This window comes from Photobacterium damselae subsp. damselae (assembly GCF_038086725.1).
GTDB classification, from domain to species: Bacteria; Pseudomonadota; Gammaproteobacteria; order Enterobacterales; family Vibrionaceae; genus Photobacterium; species Photobacterium damselae.
This window is the reverse complement of the sequence record NZ_CP146970.1, coordinates 337,102-359,195: the sequence shown is the minus strand read 5'-3', so window position 1 is coordinate 359,195 and position 22,094 is coordinate 337,102. Positions and strand designations below refer to the sequence as shown.

Sequence of the window (22,094 nt, the reverse complement as noted above, 5' to 3'; positions counted from 1 at the left end):
TGTTAACGCTTCCGATAAAAATAAATTCCCATTACCACACCTGAAACTAAAAGTAGCATTTGGATTATTTTTGTATTTGAATTAGTTTGCTGTGATTGTCCATTAGTCATTAAGTTTTCACTACTTGATATAAAATCACTTAGCATGTCTTTAGCGTATTGCATTTGATAACGTGAGTTAGATGACGTTTGCATGGCAAGGTCTTTAGTAACTGAAATTGAACTATTAACCGTGTCTAACGTTCTATCAAGTGTATCCGATGCAAAACTTAATGATTTATCATTAACATCCTTTATTGCTTCAACTGACCGCTCATTGGCATCATTCACCCCATCTATTGCACTATCTGAAACCTTTCCTATTTCTTCAAGCGCTTGATTGAGCACATCCCCCGCCATTTCTATTGAGCCGTGGTCAGTAGTTGAAACAGAAATCGTGGAATTATTAACCCCACTTATTGCAGCCCCAGTATTATCGCCACTAATACCATTTTGACCGCTAGTATTAGTGGTGACGTTAGTAGAACTACTGCTGCTACTGCTATCGCCACCCATCTATAAACATCCTCAAGACGTATTCATCTTGCCGTTTTTCATCAACAAAGAACGGCAACCCCACTCGCCTTAAAAATAGGCACTCCCCCTTTCTCTTTGTGTGCAAGCGTATTGACTTCGCTCCCATTTCCCGCGCAAGTTCAGCTATCACTGGCGCACACTTCGACAATTGATGAACACCCACAAAACCAACAACAACAAGCTCAAGCCCCTCTGCTCGTAAAAGACATACGGAATAATTATCTATAGAAAATAAATGCTCTTTTCCTGTCTCAACATTAACCTTTGCTTGTTCAAAGTAATTACCTAAAACAGGCTTAAGTAAATGCGCTACTCTTGGCCATTTTTCACGAGTAAAGTGGCTTGATATTGTCATTTCTTTAACACCAAATAAGCGGCTACGCAGCCAGCTACAAGAATCGCCCAAGTAGGAATCCCAAAAGACGAACCCATATTTAACGTACCACCACTAAAACCATTTTGGTTATTGGTCGTACTATGGTTGGATGACGGACCACCGCCACCCAAATCAAGCGAACCGCCTCCGGTTGATACGCCCGGTATCTTTGGAAACATATCACCAAGCCCCAAATCAAAATCAAATCCGCTACTAGTTGGCGAACTATATTCATCACCAACAGCCGACGCGAACCCATCCGAAAAACTACCGCCAGTCGTAACACTAAAAGGATTACCCATTATTTCATCCCCTTATATGCTACATAGGCAACGCCACCAACTACTGTAATTGCCAATAATCTATCTAGTGCGCCCTCACTTTTTTTAGCTGTATCACCAACACTATCGACAACTTTTTTAGAGCCATACAAAAGCATTGCTAAACCACCAACAATCAAATAAGGCATCTATTTTTTACCCGCACTTGAAGTAGTACATGCAACTAACAACAATATAGCCAGCACACCACCAACACCGAACAAGACAGCAGAAGAACCGCCCCCCTTAGCTTTGTTGATAGATGTTTGAGCATTTCCCCACTTATCAGCGGCATGCTGTACCGACTCACCCGCATTAGCTGTAGAGTCAGCAGCACCACCAATAGAATCGGCAATCTCTTTACCACTATCAACAATACTTGTAATAGTATCGGTTACCCCTCCGACAATATCACCAACGGTATCGGTGACCGAATCCCACGCATCACCAAACCATGACATAACACCACCTTAGTTATTTAGCTTTTTTAAAATACTCAGGGCGTACAATTTCAAACGTTTGAACGAGAATCGGAATACTGGCCACTTGTTTTTTACACTCAACATCAAACTTGAGTTGATTTTGATGTGCTGTAGGGAACACGTAATCTTTCACAATGCCACGCGCTAACGGGTCAAATAGAAAACTATCTGTAGGCGGGAAAAGATCCATATTGTTCTGTTCAAGCATGAAGTTATTCACTTCTAAATCAGACTTAAACACTTCCACGTAATCACGTTTAATTTTTAATTCTGTAATTGCATCTGATTTAAAGAGCATGCGGCGAACAAATCGCAACGGAGCCCAAGTTAGATTATCAAATGTATTAGTGCCAATAGCACCCGCCTGCATTGATTGATACTGCCAGCGAGGAACAATCACGCGAGGTGATACAACATCAGAAACTACCGCCCACACTTCGATAGTTGGTACTTCATGAGAACCCTTAGCACCTAAATCTAATTCCAGCGTAATAGCATCGTTTGGCTCAGTGACTAATGATGTGCATGTAATGCCACCCTGCTCACGCATTGTCGTATCAGCAAATGGAATCAGGAAAAAACCTTCTTTTGTTTTTTGACCTAGAATCTTTTGCATGGCCACAAGGTCTTTACCTGTTGGCACGTAAATTTGTTCGCTATTTAGTGTTAAACGCGCAACTTTCAACTGCTCAGCGGTTAGATTGGTCTTTAAGATAATTGACTCATACACGCGGCCTGTAGGGATAACCAAAGTAGCGGTTTGATTCCAACCCACACCAGAAAATGAGCTCATTTTTTCAACACGAGAATTACGATTCATTGATATAACTCCCTTAGTCGTCTAGGCCAATTTCAGAACGAACGCCTTCGAACATATCCACTTTATGAATTGCCCACATTGTCAGTAACGTAGCAGCTACAGACCAAAAAATTACTTTACCATTAGCCTTAGTTGGCATTTTGATACCTCTTAGTATGTTGTTTCGAGGCTGACAACATACCCAAGTGATACTGTATCGAGTCAATAAAAAAAAGCGCCTGATACCTTAAGGTATCAAACGCTCAATTTTTGGACGGTTATCACATTTTTTTGTATCGAATAACGCCTTTTTCGTAGTTATCCCGCGAACCTGGAGACTTAAAAACATAGTGTAGTTTTGTGAGCGATAGTATCTCTTCAACTGGTATACCTGTTTCCTCTGACAAGTAATATGCATCTTTCTGCCGTTCCTGCATTCCTATCCATTTATAAGCACAGTTACCGATAAGAGTTTTTGGAACCGCTTGCCCACGCTGAAAGAGAAAGCTCAACATAAGGCCAAATTTACGCCCCACGCTAATCAAGTTATTAAGATACCCTGTAGCCGAACCGCTGGAATTAACGAATTGTGCAACCTCTTCAATGATTACGTGCATCGGTTGACTGCCATCCCCTAATGACCAAACGATACCGCAAAATCTATCCATCTCGTATGCGGTGGTAAACATAGGCTGATACGCTATTCGAAACGCCTTTTTACTATTTCTAGCCTTGCATAAAGCCAGATAAAATTCAGACGCATTACTGTAGTGCTGTACTGCCTTGCCCTTAAATACCCCTTGATAATCACCATACGGGTCAAAAAACACATATTGCTCATTAGCCTTTAACCTTGGGTCCTTAGGCATCTTTTTCACTGCCGATGTTTTCCCGCCCTCACTGGTTGCAACATAAAAACAATGCTTATTTGATAGCGCATTATTTGGGTTTCTTGGATTGGGAAATCTAAGCTGCGGTTTCTTCGCCATCATCACATCCTATTAAGCTCTGTTTATACTGCATATGTTGCGCCCCCATATCGGTTGTAATCTGAATAACCGTCATACCAAGAGCCATTGTCGCGGCATATTTATCTAAGAAATCAGGCGCTTTAATACCCCACTCAGCAAGGGCATCTGGTAGCACCGTTGCAAATTGTTCCTGTAGTTCGGGGCGAATTGCTATATTAGGGTTTTTGGTTTTCCATCTAACTAACTGCTGCACCATTAACAGACCATACCCTGACATTTGAGCTATAGCCTGTTGCTCTATCTTTTCGTACTGCTCTTGTTTTTCACTGGATACCGTATCAGAAACATCATCTAATACTGCATCAGCGTTAAACGTTTCTGACTCTTCTAAACGGTCAGACGCTTCAAGCATCTTACTAACTGCTAATTGTTCATCATTTAATACTGTATCACTCATCGTTTAACCCCTAAGAAACAAAGACCTACAACACCGACCACACCTAGCAACTTTCCCCAACCGAAACCGCTATTTTCTTCACCATCATCATTATTTGATACTGTATCCGATGGCATATTTGATACAGGTTCCACAACATCAGAGATCATTGATTTTTGTTCTAACTCTTCTCTTGTTTCTGCCATATGCTCACGAATAAATTTCTGTCTAGTTGGCTTATTTGATTGGTCAGTCCCGCATTCTGGACAAACTACATATAGCTCACCAGTTCGTTTGCCCTCGGCCTCATAAACTGTTGCCACTTCACCACAGCAACGACACACCATATAACCGCGCTTAATTGGCATTGTTACCCCCTATAATTTCCCCTAACAAATCTAATTCTTTTGAGAATTGCAGCATTAGTTTTTCAACTGGCTCAAGTTCCTCTGCTATGCCGCGAGTCATAAAGCTTTTTGACAGCTCGATACGTCTCTTAGATAGAGATTCACAAAGCAATGCTCGTCTACGTGACATATTTTCCAATTGCTCTTTAGTTGATTGCATGGTTATTTCTCTCCAAAGTACGATAATCGTAGTAATCACAAACGGCCTTTTCAGTAATGTATTGCTCCACCTCATCACTGATAGATTGCTTATGAGTAACGCTATCGCTAAGAACTGACCGCCAGTAACATTGACGGTCTAAAAAACGATGATGTGAACTTTGATAATGTTCAACAGCACTGTAATAAACACTTTCAAAATTAATATTGTGTGTGTAGTCGGTTTCGCCATCTACGGGTATCATCGACCAGCCACGCGCACCCGCTGACCACAAAAGAAAATCCCATGCTTTTTCATGGGCGTTTTCACCGTCAAAAGATAAGCAGAATTGGTTTTTTGTAGAGGCATGAACACCACGCGAGCGCATTTGCTCTGTATTCCTACGAATAGCATTTTCAATACGGTTTAGTTTATTGGTGATTTTTGTTATATCACTTTTAATGTGACCATCTTTAGCTAGTCTTTTAGCCTTAACTAAACTATCTCTCTCTTTGTTTAGCTTGCGCTGGTAGCGTTGTAATGGTTTTTTCCACTGCTCCAACTTATAGGCACACTCTTTGATAATCCCTGCCATGTTCCCAGCTTCAAATGAAGCGATACATTCCCATGCAGGAGCGCGAGCACATTTAGCAATACCATAGCGATTGCCCTTAATTAGCCCTTGGTCACCGTTTTCACCTTTAGCCGCATAACCAACCGCCTTTAACAAATAAGAACTGGCTGCCTTTGGTTGTTTGATTCTTTCAATATGAGCAAGGCCATTACCCCAGATACCCTCAAGACGTTTTGCCCAGGCTTGAAAATAATCGGGCTCTACTTTCCATTTCATGAGTAAATGCACATGCGGATTTGGTTCACCCTCGTCATTAGGTGGACATTCAGCCACCCACATATAAAAGAAATCATCATCGTTTGGCGCTACTTCAAAAGGTTGCTCGTTTTTATCTATCCCTTTCCAGCCACGAACAAACATCTTTTTCGCACCATTAACAAAGCGAGAAACCTCATTACCGATACTTGTTTCAGCATCTTTGGTGATAGTAAATTCCTTTTCAGGCTTTGACCAAATAGGGCAATAAGCCCCTGCTATTTCGCCATTTTTATTGTGGACATCAATTTGCCATTCACCACCCAGCTCAATAAGTGGAATGGTCTTATGTGGGTCATCGGCTGTTGTATCAATAGGGCAATAAGCCCCTGCAATATCAGAAACAATGACCTTTGACATATTGCGTTCAATGCTAATTGGTGTATGTGCTGGTACATCATCACTTTCTACCATCGAACCAAATAGAGCATTTCTCTGCTTTTTGGTGAATGTGAGCGTCACGAACGTAGTAAAACCACCGTGACAAGTGGCAACATATGCACCAGATTCAAAAATTTTGGTCACAGCTCTTTTTGTTAATTTCTCACTAAAGCGGTCACCAGAATTCACATCTAATTCATTTTTCCCCAAAGCCCCTTGGGTTGTTTGCAAAATACGATATTGGCCTGCCCACTCACGGTGCATTAATCGAATACGTGTTTTATTGGTCTCTTTTTGCTTTTCTGTAAGCTCATATAAGCCGTTATGGTTGAAATACGACTCGCTACTTAGTTGTTCACCATTGCGGCTTGTAGAACGTTGCAGAAGTCGCGCCTTGTGGCTAATTGAATCCCTTTTATTTCTGTGTCCGACTTTTGCAGCCTTTGACAAGCCTATTGTCTCAACGCCTTGCGTTGCCGTTTCACGGGCGCGTTCCGCGCGGATTTGGCGTTCTTGTTCAAGTCGTGCTTGAGTTAACTTTTCAATTTTCCAGTTTGAGCGTTTAGCAAAGTCAGCATCATTTTTATTGGATGCAAAAAAACCAGTCTTAGGACTGGCATAATCAAGGTCATTTTTTATGGTTTTAAAATGTGGCTGAACGGCTGCAGCTACATAAAGCAAATCATTATTTGTCACCAGTGACGCACCTTATAAACGCTCTAAACTTACATACTTTCCGCTGACTACATCACGCAACGAATTGAAAGATAAATGACGATGTGAACAACATTTTTCGGCTAACAATTTAAATTCGGACTCACGCTCTTGCGGTATCCAAACCGTTACTTTCTTTAAACCCTTAGCTTTTTGTCGAACTTCATATTCTTTATTTCGACTCATTTAAGTAAGTCCACTCGGCTTGCCAAGGCTCTCTTTGCTGCCACTTGATAACCTCTGCTATAGCGATAATCTTCACAGCCTTTTAGCTTATATCTCTTCACCTTTTTCAATGGTGGAGTAGTAATCTTTAGCTGTTTAAATTGCTGCTTTAACATGGCTATACCTTCAAACTTATTCATGGATATGCTCCCAATCCGCTCTTGCACTTTGATAGCGCTTATCAATGTAAGCAGCGAGATCCTTAATCATCATTAAAGTAGGACTACGTTCTGAGTCACGGAGCTTGAAAGTAGGAACAGGGAAATCATTAACCTTTGCTCGCATTTCAGCGGTTCGAGGAGTGATACCAAAAAATTCTTGGCTTACTTGCTTTAATTCAACAGTAGGACTTTCAAAACGGGCAAGTAATGCAAACGTTGTATTCATATTTCACCTGTGCGATTCTGAGCAACTTATAGTTATTCAAATGTATTCAAATTACTTTTGAAACATATTAGAGCAACAAAACAATCTTTGCAATAGCATTGCAACACGGTGAGACACATATGAAATATGAAAATATGGATGTCGACAGCCAAATTGTCGAATTAAAGAAGTTAACTAAAACTACAAAAAACACAGAGTTAGCAAAAATTCTAAGTGTTTCACCATCAACAATTCAGACATGGCGATTACGAAAAAAAATTCCTGACGATATTTTCTTAAAAGCTCAAAATATATACGAAACTGGCGCATTACCTACGCCAAAGGGCTATATCAATATTGATTACTACGAAGTTGAAGTAAGTGCAGGCTATGGCGCATTAGTAGTAAATGAAGAGAAATCAACAGACCTCATATTCAGAGAATCATTTATTCATAATGAAATTGGAGTTAATCCAAAGAATATTTTTCTAATGCCAGTCAAAGGTGACAGCATGTACCCAACGCTAAAAAATGGTGCTCTTGTCATGGTTCATAGCGTTGATCAAATTGGTGGTGATGGAATTTATGTCTTTAGATATGACGGTCAATTGATGGTTAAGAGACTGCAATTTTCAAAGGAGGGACTAAAAGTAATTAGCGACAATGACGCATACGAACCTTGGTCATTGAGTCGAGGAGAAATCAGCTCATTCGATTTCGAAATCATTGGAGAAGTAGTTTGGTCGGGACAAAGAATGTAACGGCTAAGGTACGTATCTCAGTACGGATCGCACTCTCAGCCTAGATAATTACTGGAGTGTGGATCCAATCAAGCATGGGAGCGACAGAGAATCGAGCTGATGGATACATAGTTAAAATCTCACTAAATTTCAGCGCCTTAGCTATATAACCCACTATGGCGAAGCTAGATAAATGGTGTTTCTTTGTAATCGAGAGGTCGTTGGTCTTAACTCAGACTCAAAAGCTTGCAAGGTTACAAGAATAGGGAGCGGGATTATACAGATCGAAACTCTATGCTTCAAATTTGCTCTTGCTCAGTTTATATCTCCTCGCAAACGAATACCTTTAAGCCTCGGCTATGGTACACTAAGTTGCTTATCGTTATTTTTTGAGGTCTTATGGCAAATCAAACACAGCTGCTGGAAAAAGCACAACAGCTATGTGATCAACGAGGTGTGCGTTTAACACCGCAACGCCTAAAGGTATTGGCTTTGATTATTGAGCACCATAGCTCAATTACTGCCTATGAACTGCTGGATCTGCTAAAAGTGAGTGAACCTCAGGCTAAGCCACCAACAGTGTATCGCGCACTGGATTTTTTGATGGCTCAAGGGTTTATTCACAAAGTCGAATCCACCAACAGTTACATTGCCTGTTGCGTGCTAGGTCATGCCGATCACTGCTCACAATTGCTGATTTGCGATGAATGCGGTTATGTGGAAGAGTGCCATGACGATGATTTAGCCAAACTATTGCGCCAAAAAACAGAAAAATACGGCTTCAAGGTTGACCACCATGTGGTAGAAAGCCATGGCGTTTGTCGCGACTGCTTGAGCTCAAAACAATAGCCTTAGTGACATTAAGGAAAGAACATCTTTATGAAAGCAGAATTTGTAAACCCATTTCTCGCCTCCTTACTCAACGTGGTACAGACTATGACCACTATGGAGCTTAGCCCGCAAAAACCGCGATTAAAGAAAGACGAAATTGCCCGTGGTGATGTGTCTGGTCTTATCGGAATGATTGGCCCCCAAACTAAAGGGTCGATGTCGATCACCTTCGATGAGAAACTCGCGCTAGAAATTATGCACCGCATGGTCGGCGAACGTCCGGTGGGAATTAATGAAGAAATCACAGATATGGTAGGCGAAATTACCAATATGGTTACCGGTGGTGCCAAGCGTATTTTAGCCGACAAAGGTTACGATTTTGATATGGCAACACCAGCTGTTGTATCGGGTCGCGGCCATACCATTACTCACAAATGCGAAGGTGCGGTGATCATTATGCCGTTTGAGTCTGACTATGGACGCGCATTTATTGAGATCTGTTTTGATTAATTATCATGTCTGGCTTATCGGTCGAAATAAGCCAGCATTTTCTCTTTTTTCCTTGTGAATCTTACCTTTGTGACTCTCTCCACCAATTGCATTCCCAACCTCTACCAAGCTCATAAAATCATCACAAAAAACTATTCAGCTTAAAAAATAGCGGCTAGACTTTATTATGTTTGATAAGCATCTGGTTACCTAATTAGCCGATACTCAAAAACAGCAAGAGGCTGGCAACAGCACGTTACAAGCAATCTCATTCAAAGGAAATATCGTAAATGAGTAAACTGACTGGAACCGTTAAGTGGTTCAACGATGAAAAAGGATTTGGTTTTATCTCTGGTGTTGATGGCAAAGATGTGTTCGTACATTACAGTGCGATCCAATCTCAAGGCCGTCGTACCCTGCGTGAAGGTCAAAGCGTGGAATTCATCGTCACTGATGGCCAGAAAGGTCCACAAGCAAGTGAAGTTGTTGCACTGTAAAACAGGTAACCGCTCCATTGTTATACGAAAACGCCGCATCGAGTGCGGCGTTTTTTGTTTAAGCTATCTGCTATTTATGCAATAACGCTTAGCTGCGCCATTGTTTAAACGCATTGATAAGACCGTTAGTTGAGCTATCGTGAGAAGCTACTGCATCTGCACTGTTTAGCTCTGGAAGGATCTTGTTTGCTAGTTGTTTACCTAGCTCTACACCCCACTGGTCAAAGCTTAGGATATTCCAGATAACACCTTGAGTGAAGATCTTGTGCTCGTATAGGGCAATCAAAGAACCTAAAGTCTTAGGTGTGATCTCTTTAACTAAGATAGAGTTTGTTGGACGGTTACCTTCAAATACCTTAAATGGTACAAGATCTTTCACTTCATCCAGGCTCTTACCTGCTGCAACAAATTCAGCTTCTACTTGCTCTTTAGTTTTACCAAATGCAAGCGCTTCTGTTTGAGCGAAGAAGTTAGCCATTAGCTTAGGATGGTGATCGCCAATTGGATTGTGGCTAATTGCTGGTGCAATGAAGTCACATGGAATTAGCTTAGTACCTTGGTGAATAAGCTGGTAGAACGCGTGCTGACCGTTTGTTCCTGGCTCACCCCAAATGATAGGACCTGTTTGGTAATCTACTGGGTTACCGCCACGGTCAACATACTTACCGTTTGATTCCATGTTGCCTTGCTGGAAGTAAGCAGGGAAACGGTGCATGTACTGATCGTATGGCAAGATAGCTTCGGTTTCTGCACCGTGGAAGTTGTTGTACCAAATACCGATTAGCGCAAGAATAACAGGTAGGTTTTGCTCAAGTGGCGTTGATGCAAAGTGCTTATCCATCTCATGGCCACCTTCAAGCAATGCAACAAAGTTGTCAAAGCCAATAGATAGAGAGATAGATAGACCGATTGCAGACCATAGAGAGTAACGACCGCCAACCCAGTCCCAGAACTCGAACATGTTGTCTGTATCGATACCGAACTCAGAAACTGCAGGAGCGTTAGTTGATAGCGCTGCGAAGTGTTTTGCTACGTGCGCAAAATCTTGAGCTGTTGCTAGGAACCAATCACGCGCAGTTAGTGCGTTAGTCATGGTTTCTTGCGTCGTGAAAGTTTTAGACGCAATCAAAAATAGCGTGGTTTCAGGGTTTAAACCTTTTAGCGTTTCAGCAACATGCGTACCATCAACGTTTGATACAAAGTGCATGTTCAAACGAGTTTTGTATGGCTTAAGTGCTTCAGTCACCATGTATGGACCTAGGTCTGAGCCACCAATACCGATATTTACGATATCTGTGATCTCTTTACCTGTGTAGCCTTTCCACTCACCGCTTACAATACGGTTAGTGAAGCTCTTCATTTTTTCTAGAACAGCGTTAACAGCAGGCATTACATCTTCACCATCTAGGATGATAGGTGTATTGCTACGGTTACGAAGTGCTACGTGCAGTACTGCGCGATCTTCAGTTTGGTTAATCTTCTCACCGCTAAACATAGCAGTAATCGCAGAAGCTAGATCGGTCTCTTTTGCTAGAGCAAATAACTTATCTAGTGTCTCTTGAGTGATTAGGTTTTTTGAGTAATCAAGAAGAATCTCAGAACCGAATGTTGCAGAGAACTTAGCAAAGCGCTCGCTATCTTGGGCAAAAAGATCAGTCAGTTGTTGATCTTGAACTTCTTCAAAATGTGCTGTTAACTCTTTCCACGCTTGAGTTTGCGTTGGATTGATGTTCTTTAACATGGTGACGTTCCTAGTTTTCTTGTGTTTCATTCGCTGAGCAATCCTATTGCTAAACGAACCCCCGATTGGAATTCTTGCACCCAAATTTAGGTTTATGCGCTAATTTTACATCTAATGACTGAGTATGACGAGATATGATAAGCCTAGTCATTGCGTAAAATCATGAAAAACAAGATTGATAATACCGATAAATAGTCATTTGGAATAGGGATAGATCCCCTGAGGATATACAGATGTGGCAACAGAAACAGATTGAACTGACAGCGAAATTACGGGGATTTCATCTGATCAGCGACGAAATAGAACAACAACTGCCTGAACTGGCACAATATACAGTAGGGTTATGCCATATCTTTATTTTGCATACTTCAGCCAGCTTAACCATTAATGAGAATGCCGATCCTACCGTTCGTAGCGATCTTGAAGCTCATATCAATAAACTGGTTCCTGAACGTGCGCCTTACTATCGCCATACCTATGAAGGTGATGATGATATGCCCGCTCATATCAAAGCGTCATTATTAGGTAGTAGTGTGATGATCCCGATTAAAAATGGCCGATTAGCATTAGGAACATGGCAAGGTATTTACTTAGGAGAGCACCGTGATTATGGTGGCCGCCGCCATTTAATGGTGACTTTACAAGGTGAGTAACCATTCATAACTATCCAAATAAAAACGGATGCCAAGAACTGATGGCATCCGTCTGATTTTTATTTCGTTATGCTGTTCTGGTCATGATAATCAGATATTAAAACGGCTGATTCACCATCACTCGGAACGTGCTCTCTTCTTGGCCCCATGCCATTTCAGCACGAACAACAACCCCTTCAACTTGGAATCGCATTGCGCCACCTGCGCTCCATTTCATGTCTTGGTGTAAAGTAGAAAGCGAATAACTGTCGGCAACGCGTCCTGCATCAACAAAAGCAACCCACTGCCACCACGGTACATCATACCAATCAAAAACAGGCCAACCACCTAAAGGCTGCCACTCTGGCATTACTCGGTACTCCAAGCTATAACTTAGCGCTGAACGCCCAGCAAATCGTCCACCTTGATAACTGCGTAAACGATATAAACCACCTAAACGTACTGCAGCAAACTCAGGGGGGCGCTGATATTGCTCTTGACCAGAAACGCTCTCGCGATTATTCCAACTTGGGGTATCTGCGGTATAGACGTTAAAAGCAATCACTTGTTGATCAAATAAATCCCCCCATTGGCCCAAATTCCAAAACCAACTTTGATTGATTTCCCATTTCCACCAACTTGGTCGCTCCGATGCCCCTGGATCATAGGTTAACTTAACTTGGGTATGGCTGCCTTCGGTTGGGTTTCGAGTATTGTTTTGATTATCCCAATCTAAACGAGTTTCTAGTCCCCACACACTATCTGCGGTTGAAAACTGAGTTGTTGGCAGCGATGGAGAATGCTCAAACTGACGTGATTGATAAAAAGGACGAAATTCAATGGATGAAACACCACTGTTCCAAGGCGCATGACCTGTAATTTTACGAGCAGGAATAAGTGCTGACTTGATCGGCTCTTGCTTAGCACTGCCCCATGGCAAAATATAACGAGCACTCAATTGATACCAAGCTTCATTGGCATCGGCGATAACGGCATCATCAGCACTGGAATCATTTCCAGCACCCGCACCAAGAAAGTAATCAAAATCTTGATAGTTTGCGCTATAAAGCTCAGTTCCCAATAGCCAACGTCCTTGCTCAGATGGCGCAAAATTATAGGCCCCCAAATAGGTCATCCATGTGCCTTTGTTGGTTACAAGCCCGGCACCAAGCAATGAAGCCTGTGGTTGACCCGCCCCTTTTACAACCCCCGCCAAGCCAATAGAAAGGCCCATACTGTCGGTTGAAAAAGCAAAAGGGACGGCAGCGGCATCGTGATACCAAGAAGAGTTCTTATCTTCCTGATTGTCGTCACCGCTTGCGGCCCCCACAGTTGGAAAGCAAAAGAAAGCCGTAGCAACTGCCACGGCCTTAGATATATGTGATGTCATCAACCTCATCCAGATTATCTGTTGTTAGGTGTAGGTCATGGCAACGCGCGAAGTCAATTTAGTTACTAACTCATAAGCAATCGTACCTATGTGCTCAGCAACCACTTCAGCTGGTAATCCGTTACCCCATAAAATGGCTTCATCGCCAACTTTATCTTGAGCATCAGGGCCAAGATCGACAGTAAGCATATCCATTGAGACACGACCGGCCATTGGCACAATGCGGCCATTCACTAATACCGGAGTGCCATTGGGCGCAGAACGAGGATAGCCATCACCGTAACCAATCGCAATAACGCCAACTTTTGTGTCACGTTCGCTGGTCCAGTTACCACCATAGCCCACTTGCTCGCCTTTTTTCACATCGCGTACGGCAATCAAGCTTGATGTCAGGGTCATCACAGGCTTTAAGTTATAAGCCGATGCCGACATTTCAGGTTCAGCAAACGGAGAAATTCCGTACATAACAATACCAGGACGAATCCACTCTAAGTGACTGTCTGGCCATGCTAACACGCCGGCAGAAGCGGCCAAAGAGCGCTCCCCAGTACAACCTTCCGTTAATGCTAAGAAAGTCTCAAGTTGCTGATTGGTCACATCGCTTTGTAGATCGTCTGCACAACCAAAATGGCTGATGTAGCGCAGTGGTTTCGCTACGTTATGGCACGCATGAAGACGAGTAATAAACTCATCAATCTGCTCAGGGCGAACACCAAGACGGTGCATACCAGTATCAATTTTTAGCCAAACAACAACCGGGCCATCAAGTTCTGCCTGCTCTAGAGCCTCTAATTGCTCGATAGAGTGCACGACTGTATGAATATTATTGGTTACTAAGACAGGTAAATCAGAAGGAGAATAGAAGCCTTCTAGTAATAAAATCGGTTTAACAATTCCACCAGCACGCAGCGTCAATGCTTCTTCAATACGTGCAGCACCGTATGCATCAACCGTTGGCAAGCTCTTTGCCACATGCAATAAACCATGGCCATAAGCGTTGGCTTTTACAACGGCCAAAATCTTACTGTTGGGTGCTTGAGTTCTCAGCTGGCGCAAATTGTGCGTCAATGCTTCTGTATCAATATGAGCGGTCGCAGCTTTCATTCAAAATCCTAGTTTGTGGAATTATTTTATTCTTCATCAAATGCCGGACCCGCGTAATTATCAAAGCGCGAGAACTGGCCTTGGAAAGTCAGACGAACCGTACCGATAGGACCGTTACGTTGCTTACCAATGATGATTTCAGCAATGCCTTTTAGCGCACTGTCTTCGTGATAAACTTCATCTCGATAGATAAACATGATCAAGTCGGCATCCTGCTCGATCGCACCGGATTCACGCAAATCTGAGTTTACTGGTCGTTTATCCGCTCGTTGTTCCAAGGAACGGTTAAGCTGAGACAGCGCCACAACAGGCACGTTCAATTCTTTCGCTAATGCTTTTAACGAGCGCGAAATCTCCGCAATCTCTAAGGTACGGTTATCTTGCATTCCCGGTACGCGCATTAACTGTAAGTAGTCGACCATGATAAGGCTGATACCGCCGTGGTCACGGGCAATTCGACGAGCACGTGAACGCACTTCGGTCGGTGTTAAGCCTGAGCTATCATCGATGAAAATATTTTTCTTTTGCATCAATAAGCCCATGGTCGATGAAATTCGAGCCCAATCTTCATCATCTAACTGACCCGTACGGATCTTGGTTTGGTCAACTCGAGATAACGACGCTAACATACGCATCATGATCTGTTCTGATGGCATCTCAAGCGAGAAGATAAGAACGGGCTTATCTTGATCCATTGCTGCGTTCTCACATAAGTTCATCGCAAACGTGGTTTTACCCATAGATGGACGGGCAGCAACGATAATCAAGTCAGACGGCTGCATACCTGCGGTTTTCTTATTTAGATCGCTAAATCCAGTCGATACCCCAGTCACACCGTCTTGTGGTGATTGGTACAGCAGTTCGATTCTTTCTAACGTTTTTTCCAAGATAGAGTCGACATTCTGCGGCCCTTCTTTATCGTTAGTTCGCTGTTCACCAATGGCAAATACTTTACTCTCAGCCATATCCAATAGGTCGTCGGTAGTGCGACCTTGAGGATCGTAACCGGCATCAGCAATTTCATTTGCCACACCAATCATGTCTCGAATAATGGCACGCTCACGAACAATATCGGCATACGCTGAAATGTTCGCCGCTGATGGGGTGTTTTTAGCAAGCTCAGCCAGATAGGCAAAACCACCCACATCTTCTAATTTATCATTCTGTTCTAACTGTTCAGAAAGCGTAATTAAATCCAGTGGCTGACCACCATCAAGTATCGCGGCGGCAGATTCAAAGATAAGGCGATGGGGACGACTGTAGAAATCTTTCGCCACTACTTTTTCAGCAACGGTGTCCCACTTCTCGTTATCCAACATTAAGCCACCTAGTACTGATTGCTCAGCTTCTAGGGAGTGTGGAGGCATTTTGATTGCATCCATCTGTTTATCTTTTACTTTGTACGATTTACTAGTTTCTGCCATAAGAATTGCTGTGCGTTACCGAAAGTGAAGCTGGTTAGTATACCCTATCCAATCCGAGACCATTAGTTTTCTTCGTTAGCATTTTAATTATGACTCCTTTTGTGAGGCAATGGAGGAAGAAATAGTGATTCCTAACTAAATGCTGACAAAATCCCGATACACTGCACATTCTTTGCTGCATAAGTGAACGTTATAATCGAGTATCATTCGAAGGTAGGAAAGAGCTCAGGTATACTCCTCCTTCCTAAAAATATTCACCCTATACTGTTGAGAGGTTGTTTTGGCCCGCTATTTACTGATGTTACTGTTATTGGCAAATACCGCTGCCTACGCTGAAACAACCCAAACACCCGATGAAACGAATGAAGAGTCAGTGCCATCACCTCTCACCACGGAGTTGGAACTGGGTTATCAATCGCTCTCTGGTAACTCAGATTCACAATCGATGAATACCCGCCTTAAATTTATCTACACCAAACAGCGCTTTTATAATACGGCTGAATTTAAATTCTTATTGGCAGAAAAAGACGGTGAAGAAGATAAACGTAAAGGTTCGATTGAAGTTCAGTCAAACATGATCATCGATGACCGAACCTATGTTTTTGGTAACGCCAATTACATCGATGACCGTTATGGCCCTTATTATGCCGACTTTACCTTCTCAAGTGGTTTAGGTTACCGTTTATTTCGTTTACAAGATTTTCAGATGCGGGCAGAAGCAGGTCCCGGTTATCGCCACCAAGAGCCTAATTTAGATGAGATTGGCTCGGGTGATATCATCAAGCGAAACTTGGTCGATGAGCCTATTTTACGTGGCTATACCACCATGACTTGGAAACCATCGAAAACAGTTGAGTTCTCAGCAAGCTTAACGGGTGTGGCAGGTAACAGTAACAGTACGATAGAGAGTGAACTGAATATGACCAGCTCAGTGACCGAGCGCATTGCGATTAAGATTTCCAATACGCAGAAACTGTATAGCTGGGTGCCCGATGGGCTAGAGAAGCGTGACTCAACAACTATGATTAATATGTTGTTTAAGATGTAAGATCGAGAAATCGAGAGGTCGAGAAATAATACGCCCAAACAAAAAAACCAGCCCGGAGGCTGGTTTTTCTATTAAAGCTAAAAGCGATTACTCTGCAGCAACAACGTTTAGTTTAACAGTTGCGAATACATCAGAGTTTAGCTGGATGCTAACTTCGAATTCGCCAGTAGTGCGTAGTGCACCTTCAGGTAGACGTACTTCGCTCTTAACTAGTGCAACGCCAGCTGCAGTTACAGCGTCAGCGATGTCACGAGTACCGATAGAACCGAATAGTTTACCTTCGTCACCAGCTTTAGAAGCGATAACTACAGCTTCTAGTGCGTTTAGTGCTTCAGCGCGAGCTTGAGCAGCAGCTTGTTGCTCAGCAACTTTAGCTTCTAGCTCTGCACGACGTGCTTCAAACATTTCAACGTTAGCTTTAGTTGCCATTACTGCCTTAGCTTGTGGGATAAGGAAGTTACGAGCGTAGCCAGCTTTTACGTTAACTTGGTCGCCAAGGCCACCTAGGTTAGCGATTTTATCAAGTAGAATAACTTGCATTATCTTGTCCTCTATAAAAGTCTAAAAACTACTACCGATTACTGATGCTTGTCAGTGTATGGTAGAAGTGCTAGGTAACGAGAACGCTTGATAGCGCGAGCTAGCTGACGCTGGTATTTAGCGCGAGTACCAGTGATACGGCTAGGAACGATTTTACCAGCTTCAGTGATGTAGTTTTTTAGAGTTGCTACGTCTTTGTAGTCAATCTCTTGTACGCCTTCTGCAGTGAAACGGCAGAATTTACGACGACGGAAGAAACGAGCCATGGGCTATCTCCTGATCTAAATTATGTCAATGTGATCGGCATGTAATACTAATTTACCAATGCCATTACGGCCGGTTTGATAAGAGATAAAACCTCCTACCTTAATATGACTACCGATAGCTAAATCTTGAGTGAGTACTTGTTGACCTTTGCCGCTGACTACCACGTTAATATAACAATATACTTGGCGTGGTAAGCCGGCTTCCTGTTGTATCGAGCGATGCTCAAGCACAAAGTGACAATGAGGTATTCCCGCAGGAGATTGGCTTCGCTTGGGTTGTTTGGCAATAGTACCAACTAACTCCAGACGATTGGTCATTTACAAATTACTCAGCAGCTGCTTCGCCTTCAGATTGTGCTTCTGCACGCTCTTCACGCTTAGTGAAACGCTCTTCTTTAGCCTTCATCATTGGAGATGGCTCAGTGATAGCGCCTTTAGTACGCATGATCATGTTACGGATCACTGCGTCGTTGAAGCGGAAGTTTGACTCAAGCTCGTCAATAACAGCCTGCTCAGCTTCAACGTTCATTAGAACGTAGTGTGCTTTGTGCAGTTTGTTGATTGGGTAAGCCATTTGACGACGACCCCAATCTTCTAGACGGTGAATCTGACCACCAGAATCTTTGATAGCAGCAGTGTAACGCTCGATCATGCCAGCAACTTGCTCGCTTTGATCAGGGTGCACCATGAATACGATTTCGTAATGACGCATTGGTTGCTCCTTACGGATTATTCAGCTTCCCTTGTCGGCTCGGTTATCCTGGGGAAGCAAGGAACGAAAAAAAGAACCGAGAATTTAGAGGCAGGATAGTACAGAGATTGGACAATCTTAGCAAGCAAATTTTCTTGTTGGCGAGACAAAAACAAAAAGCCTAAAGAGCATTACCTCCTTAGGCTTTTCTATCGTAGAGTTAAACAAAGAATGTTTCTAAGATTAGCGCTCGATACGCTGACGTACTGCCTCAAACAGACAGATACCGCTAGCAACAGATACGTTCAAACTCGATACAGAACCGGCCATTGGGATCTTAATAAGATCATCGCACGTTTCACGAGTTAGACGACGCATACCTTCACCTTCTGCTCCCATTACAATCGCAAGCGGGCCGGTTAACTTAGTCTGGTAAATATCGTGAGTCGCTTCACCTGCGGTGCCCACAATCCAGATATTTTTCTCTTCTTGCAGATAACGCATAGTACGAGCAAGGTTTGTCACTCGAACCAAAGGCACCACTTCTGCGGCACCACAAGCAACTTTACTGGCTGTAGCTGTTAACTGAGCAGAGCGGTCTTTTGGCACAATAATCGCTACCGCACCGGCTGCATCTGCATTTCGTAGACAAGCACCTAAGTTATGAGGATCGGTTACACCATCAAGAATCAGCAATAATGGATTTTCTTTACCCGCTAAAATTGCATCTAAGTCGTTTTCATTGAACTGCTTACCAGGACGAACGCGAGCGACAATACCTTGATGGTTTGCCCCACGAACTTTGTCATCCAATGCCTTACGACCCGCTTGCTGCATAGTTACACCCAGCATTTGAAGTTCGTTTAGAATTGGCAGTAGACGCTCATCTTGACGACCTTTTAGCACAAATACTTCGATAAAACGGGAAGGATCTGATGCTAATACTGCTTTAACGGCGTGAATGCCGAAAATCATTTCATTACTCATGGATTATTTCTTCTTTGCTGCTCGTTCCGCTTTACCAGCACGCTGCTTTTTCTTTTTACGTGCTGCCGTCGATGGCTTTGCTTTAGCCTTGGTATCGGTTGATGCTTTCTTCTTGCCGCCTTTGCCGCGACCTTTTGGTGCTTTATCATCCTCAAATTTTGGAATAGCACCTTGTTTTAGCTTCTGGCGAGTTGAACTGCGATCTTTCTTTTTCTCTGCTTGCTGTTGTTCTTGCTTAGCAGGATCTACGACTGCCGCCCCATCCTCAACACGATAAACCTTCAAACTTTGACGTTTTAGGCCTTCAGCTTTACGCATGCGCTGTTTCTTATCACGGTTTTTCGCCGTTTTGCCTTCGCCGCGTACTTTACGTTTACTGCCAACCAAATCAAAGTCAATTTGACGATCATTTAGATTAATTGCAGCCACTTTTACTTTGACAGAGTCACCTAAGCGGTAGATTTGACCTGAACTTTCACCAATTAAGCGTTGGCCAATCGGGTCATATTGATAGTAATCATTCGCTAAATTACTAACATGCACCAAACCATCAATATTTAGCTCGTTAAGACGAACAAAGAAACCAAAGCCTGTCACGTTGGCAATCACACCATCGAACTCATCGCCTAGGTGGTCTTGCATGTATTCACATTTCAACCAATCGGCAACATCGCGGGTCGCATCATCAGCGCGGCGCTCAGTCATAGAGCACTGCTCACCTAACACATCGATATCATCAAATGAGTAGTGATAGCCGCCTGTTGGTGTCCAACGATCTTGATTACGACCTTCCTGCTTAGCGATTAGATATTTAATTGCACGGTGCAAGGTTAAATCGGGATAACGACGGATTGGTGAAGTAAAGTGAGCATACTGCTTAAGAGCCAAACCAAAGTGACCAATATTATCGGCTTGATAAACCGCTTGCTTCATTGAGCGTAGCAGCATGGTTTGAATCAATTCTTTATCTTCACGGCCTTCGATTTGGTGTGCCAATTTCGCGTAATCAGCAGGTGCTGGCTCAAAACCACCATCAAGCTGAAGACCTAGCTCACCTAAAAAGTCTCGAAATCCTGTTAAGCGCTCTTCACCTGGAACATCGTGCACACGATACAGAGCAGGCTCTTTGGCTTTTTCAACAAAACGAGCCGATGCTATATTGGCTAAGATCATACATTCTTCGATGATCTTATGCGCATCATTACGCACTGCAGGCACAATACGATCAATTTTACGATCCGCATTGAAAATGAACTGCGTTTCTACCGTTTCAAATTCAATTGCGCCACGTGCTTCACGAGCCTCTTTTAGCACTTTATACATGCTATAAAGCTCTTCAAGATGAGGAACTAGTGGCGCATAACGCTCACGCAACTCTTCATCACCTTCAAGCATTTTGCTTACTTTGGTGTACGTTAAACGGGCATGCGAATTCATTACCGCTTCGTAGTGCTTATAACCGGACAATTTACCCGTATCGGAAATGGTCATCTCGCACACCATACACAAGCGATCCACTTGTGGGTTAAGTGAACACAGACCATTTGATAGCACTTCAGGTAGCATCGGAATAACTTGCGATGGGAAGTAAACCGAGTTACCACGTTTAACCGCTTCTTTATCTAAAGCAGAATCGTGGCGAACGTAGTAGCTCACATCTGCAATGGCAACCCAAAGACGCCAGCCGCCTGATTTTTTCTTCTCACAAAAGACAGCATCGTCAAAGTCGCGCGCATCTTCACCATCAATGGTAACCAATGGCAACTGACGCAAATCAACTCGACCTTGCTTCGCCTCTTCTGGCACTTCTTCGGTTAAGTCTTTGATCTGTTTTTCAACATCAGCTGGCCATTCATGAGGAATATCATGGGTGCGTAATGCGATTTCAATTTCCATACCTGGTGCCATATTTTCACCAAGGACTTCCACCACTTTACCCACAGCGTTGTACTGACGAGTCGCTCGTTGGGTGATTTCAACCACCACCACATTACCCATACGGGCACCTAAGCGATCGGCTTGTGGAATCACGATATCTTGCGCAATACGTGAATCATCTGGCACCACATAACCCATGCCATCTTCAATAAAGAAGCGACCAACAATTTGAGCCGTTGTTGGTTTTAATACTCGAACTACGCGACCTTCTTTGCGACCACGTTTATCGACACCTGCCACTTGAGCTAAAATGTAATCACCGTGGATCACACCGCGCATCTGATGAACAGGCAGTAGTAAATCGTCGTCTTTTGACATGTTGCCTTCTGGACGAACAAAGCCAAAACCATCACGGTGACCCATGACGTAACCTTTGATCAGATCCAGACGTTCAGGCAGTGCATAACACTGACGACGAGTAAAAATTAATTGACCATCACGCTCCATCGCACGTAAGCGACGGCGTAATCCTTCGTATTGGTCATCCCCTTCCAATTTCAATTCCGCAAACAACTGATCACGACTGATTGGCGTATCAAAGCCTCGAATCACTTCAAGTAGCATCTCGCGACTTGGAATCGGATTTTCATAGTTAGTTGCTTCGCGATCGCGAAATGGGTCGACCGGTAAATCGGTTGTACCTGTAGACATATGTTGATCCTGTTGGCCCTAACATACCTTAAGTATATTGCGCCG

Annotated in this window: 30 protein-coding genes; 6 read left to right on the top strand and 24 right to left on the bottom strand. The window is 43.2% G+C overall.

The genetic code is table 11. The features are described from left to right. Positions 1–2 precede the first annotated feature (2 nt). The 14 genes from WAX86_RS01765 to WAX86_RS01695 form a co-directional block, all read right to left on the bottom strand. Entirely contained in the window at positions 3–554 is a 552-nt protein-coding gene (locus WAX86_RS01765; protein WP_106141416.1) for a hypothetical protein, read from the bottom strand. Then, on the bottom strand, positions 541–930 hold the full coding sequence (locus WAX86_RS01760) for a hypothetical protein (protein ID WP_106141417.1): 390 nt from the start codon (positions 928–930) through the stop codon (positions 541–543). Before WAX86_RS01760 ends, WAX86_RS01765 begins: the two co-directional genes overlap by 14 nt. After that, on the bottom strand, positions 927–1,253 hold the full coding sequence (locus WAX86_RS01755; RefSeq protein WP_237042494.1) for a hypothetical protein: 327 nt from the start codon (positions 1,251–1,253) through the stop codon (positions 927–929). The genes WAX86_RS01760 and WAX86_RS01755 overlap by 4 nt, the downstream gene beginning before the upstream one ends. After that, on the bottom strand, positions 1,253–1,420 hold the full coding sequence (locus WAX86_RS01750) for a hypothetical protein (protein ID WP_168443825.1): 168 nt from the start codon (positions 1,418–1,420) through the stop codon (positions 1,253–1,255). Before WAX86_RS01750 ends, WAX86_RS01755 begins: the two co-directional genes overlap by 1 nt. After that, a complete protein-coding gene (locus tag WAX86_RS01745; protein WP_106141418.1) occupies positions 1,421–1,732 on the bottom strand; it encodes a hypothetical protein in 312 nt (103 codons plus the stop codon). A 13-nt stretch (positions 1,733–1,745) separates the two neighbouring features. Next, positions 1,746–2,573, bottom strand: a complete 828-nt coding sequence (locus WAX86_RS01740; RefSeq protein WP_106141419.1) for a major capsid protein P2 — start codon at positions 2,571–2,573, stop codon at positions 1,746–1,748. A 13-nt stretch (positions 2,574–2,586) separates the two neighbouring features. Further along, entirely contained in the window at positions 2,587–2,712 is a 126-nt protein-coding gene (locus WAX86_RS01735; RefSeq protein WP_256254919.1) for a hypothetical protein, read from the bottom strand. Between the two features lie 121 nt (positions 2,713–2,833). Beyond that, a complete protein-coding gene (locus WAX86_RS01730; RefSeq protein ID WP_340642119.1) occupies positions 2,834–3,544 on the bottom strand; it encodes a type IV secretory system conjugative DNA transfer family protein in 711 nt (236 codons plus the stop codon). Then, entirely contained in the window at positions 3,519–3,980 is a 462-nt protein-coding gene (locus WAX86_RS01725; protein ID WP_106141421.1) for a hypothetical protein, read from the bottom strand. Before WAX86_RS01725 ends, WAX86_RS01730 begins: the two co-directional genes overlap by 26 nt. Further along, positions 3,977–4,327, bottom strand: a complete 351-nt coding sequence (locus tag WAX86_RS01720; protein WP_106141422.1) for a hypothetical protein — start codon at positions 4,325–4,327, stop codon at positions 3,977–3,979. The genes WAX86_RS01725 and WAX86_RS01720 overlap by 4 nt, the downstream gene beginning before the upstream one ends. Continuing rightward, positions 4,317–4,526 (bottom strand): hypothetical protein, encoded by a 210-nt coding sequence (locus WAX86_RS01715; RefSeq protein WP_106141423.1) that lies wholly within the window; start codon positions 4,524–4,526, stop codon positions 4,317–4,319. Before WAX86_RS01715 ends, WAX86_RS01720 begins: the two co-directional genes overlap by 11 nt. Next, positions 4,513–6,471: a hypothetical protein gene (locus WAX86_RS01710; RefSeq protein ID WP_341489015.1), complete on the bottom strand. Its 1,959-nt coding sequence runs from the start codon at positions 6,469–6,471 to the stop codon at positions 4,513–4,515. The genes WAX86_RS01715 and WAX86_RS01710 overlap by 14 nt, the downstream gene beginning before the upstream one ends. Positions 6,472–6,671: 200 nt before the next feature. Next, positions 6,672–6,854, bottom strand: a complete 183-nt coding sequence (locus WAX86_RS01700) for a hypothetical protein (RefSeq protein WP_065172558.1) — start codon at positions 6,852–6,854, stop codon at positions 6,672–6,674. Then, positions 6,847–7,101: a pyocin activator PrtN family protein gene (locus WAX86_RS01695; protein ID WP_106141426.1), complete on the bottom strand. Its 255-nt coding sequence runs from the start codon at positions 7,099–7,101 to the stop codon at positions 6,847–6,849. The genes WAX86_RS01700 and WAX86_RS01695 overlap by 8 nt, the downstream gene beginning before the upstream one ends. Positions 7,102–7,220: 119 nt before the next feature. Between WAX86_RS01695 and WAX86_RS01690 the strand changes: the two genes are divergently transcribed. From WAX86_RS01690 to WAX86_RS01675, 4 genes are all read left to right on the top strand, one after another. Then, on the top strand, positions 7,221–7,841 hold the full coding sequence (locus tag WAX86_RS01690) for a S24 family peptidase (RefSeq protein ID WP_106141427.1): 621 nt from the start codon (positions 7,221–7,223) through the stop codon (positions 7,839–7,841). Positions 7,842–8,219: 378 nt separating this feature from the next. Next, the gene (zur, locus tag WAX86_RS01685) at positions 8,220–8,669 is read left to right on the top strand and encodes a zinc uptake transcriptional repressor Zur (RefSeq protein ID WP_036764490.1); all 450 of its coding nucleotides are present in this window, start codon (positions 8,220–8,222) and stop codon (positions 8,667–8,669) included. Between the two features lie 30 nt (positions 8,670–8,699). Then, complete coding sequence (locus WAX86_RS01680) at positions 8,700–9,161, top strand: chemotaxis protein CheX (protein ID WP_036764492.1); 462 nt, start codon at positions 8,700–8,702, stop codon at positions 9,159–9,161. Positions 9,162–9,430: 269 nt separating this feature from the next. Then, on the top strand, positions 9,431–9,637 hold the full coding sequence (locus WAX86_RS01675; protein ID WP_005301575.1) for a cold-shock protein: 207 nt from the start codon (positions 9,431–9,433) through the stop codon (positions 9,635–9,637). 88 nt (positions 9,638–9,725) lie between these two features. Here the strand turns inward: WAX86_RS01675 and pgi are convergent, their stop codons facing one another. After that, complete coding sequence (gene pgi, locus WAX86_RS01670) at positions 9,726–11,378, bottom strand: glucose-6-phosphate isomerase (RefSeq protein ID WP_341489014.1); 1,653 nt, start codon at positions 11,376–11,378, stop codon at positions 9,726–9,728. A gap of 233 nt (positions 11,379–11,611) precedes the next feature. Here pgi and WAX86_RS01665 point away from each other — a divergent pair, with 233 nt between their 5' ends. Beyond that, complete coding sequence (locus tag WAX86_RS01665) at positions 11,612–12,031, top strand: secondary thiamine-phosphate synthase enzyme YjbQ (protein WP_341489013.1); 420 nt, start codon at positions 11,612–11,614, stop codon at positions 12,029–12,031. A 97-nt stretch (positions 12,032–12,128) separates the two neighbouring features. Here the strand turns inward: WAX86_RS01665 and WAX86_RS01660 are convergent, their stop codons facing one another. From WAX86_RS01660 to WAX86_RS01650, 3 genes are read right to left on the bottom strand one after another with little or no spacing between them, the layout of a single operon-like run. Next, on the bottom strand, positions 12,129–13,409 hold the full coding sequence (locus tag WAX86_RS01660; protein ID WP_138222224.1) for a BamA/TamA family outer membrane protein: 1,281 nt from the start codon (positions 13,407–13,409) through the stop codon (positions 12,129–12,131). A 15-nt stretch (positions 13,410–13,424) separates the two neighbouring features. Beyond that, complete coding sequence (gene alr / locus WAX86_RS01655; protein WP_065172544.1) at positions 13,425–14,504, bottom strand: alanine racemase; 1,080 nt, start codon at positions 14,502–14,504, stop codon at positions 13,425–13,427. 26 nt (positions 14,505–14,530) lie between these two features. Further along, on the bottom strand, positions 14,531–15,928 hold the full coding sequence (locus WAX86_RS01650; protein WP_036764498.1) for a replicative DNA helicase: 1,398 nt from the start codon (positions 15,926–15,928) through the stop codon (positions 14,531–14,533). Between the two features lie 280 nt (positions 15,929–16,208). Here WAX86_RS01650 and WAX86_RS01645 point away from each other — a divergent pair, with 280 nt between their 5' ends. Continuing rightward, positions 16,209–16,976 (top strand): YdiY family protein, encoded by a 768-nt coding sequence (locus WAX86_RS01645; RefSeq protein WP_065172543.1) that lies wholly within the window; start codon positions 16,209–16,211, stop codon positions 16,974–16,976. An 87-nt stretch (positions 16,977–17,063) separates the two neighbouring features. Here the strand turns inward: WAX86_RS01645 and rplI are convergent, their stop codons facing one another. From rplI to rnr, 6 genes are all read right to left on the bottom strand, one after another. Beyond that, positions 17,064–17,516 (bottom strand): 50S ribosomal protein L9, encoded by a 453-nt coding sequence (rplI, locus tag WAX86_RS01640; protein ID WP_005301592.1) that lies wholly within the window; start codon positions 17,514–17,516, stop codon positions 17,064–17,066. 38 nt (positions 17,517–17,554) lie between these two features. After that, positions 17,555–17,782 (bottom strand): 30S ribosomal protein S18, encoded by a 228-nt coding sequence (gene rpsR, locus WAX86_RS01635; RefSeq protein ID WP_002539422.1) that lies wholly within the window; start codon positions 17,780–17,782, stop codon positions 17,555–17,557. 15 nt (positions 17,783–17,797) lie between these two features. Beyond that, on the bottom strand, positions 17,798–18,100 hold the full coding sequence (gene priB, locus WAX86_RS01630) for a primosomal replication protein N (RefSeq protein WP_036764502.1): 303 nt from the start codon (positions 18,098–18,100) through the stop codon (positions 17,798–17,800). A 7-nt stretch (positions 18,101–18,107) separates the two neighbouring features. Further along, positions 18,108–18,494 carry a 30S ribosomal protein S6 gene (gene rpsF, locus WAX86_RS01625; protein ID WP_005301625.1) on the bottom strand — a complete coding sequence of 129 codons (387 nt, stop codon included), beginning with the start codon at positions 18,492–18,494 and terminating at the stop codon, positions 18,108–18,110. Between the two features lie 222 nt (positions 18,495–18,716). Then, the gene (rlmB, locus tag WAX86_RS01620; protein WP_065172542.1) at positions 18,717–19,460 is read right to left on the bottom strand and encodes a 23S rRNA (guanosine(2251)-2'-O)-methyltransferase RlmB; all 744 of its coding nucleotides are present in this window, start codon (positions 19,458–19,460) and stop codon (positions 18,717–18,719) included. A 3-nt stretch (positions 19,461–19,463) separates the two neighbouring features. After that, on the bottom strand, positions 19,464–22,049 hold the full coding sequence (gene rnr, locus WAX86_RS01615) for a ribonuclease R (protein ID WP_341489012.1): 2,586 nt from the start codon (positions 22,047–22,049) through the stop codon (positions 19,464–19,466). Positions 22,050–22,094: the final 45 nt, after the last annotated feature.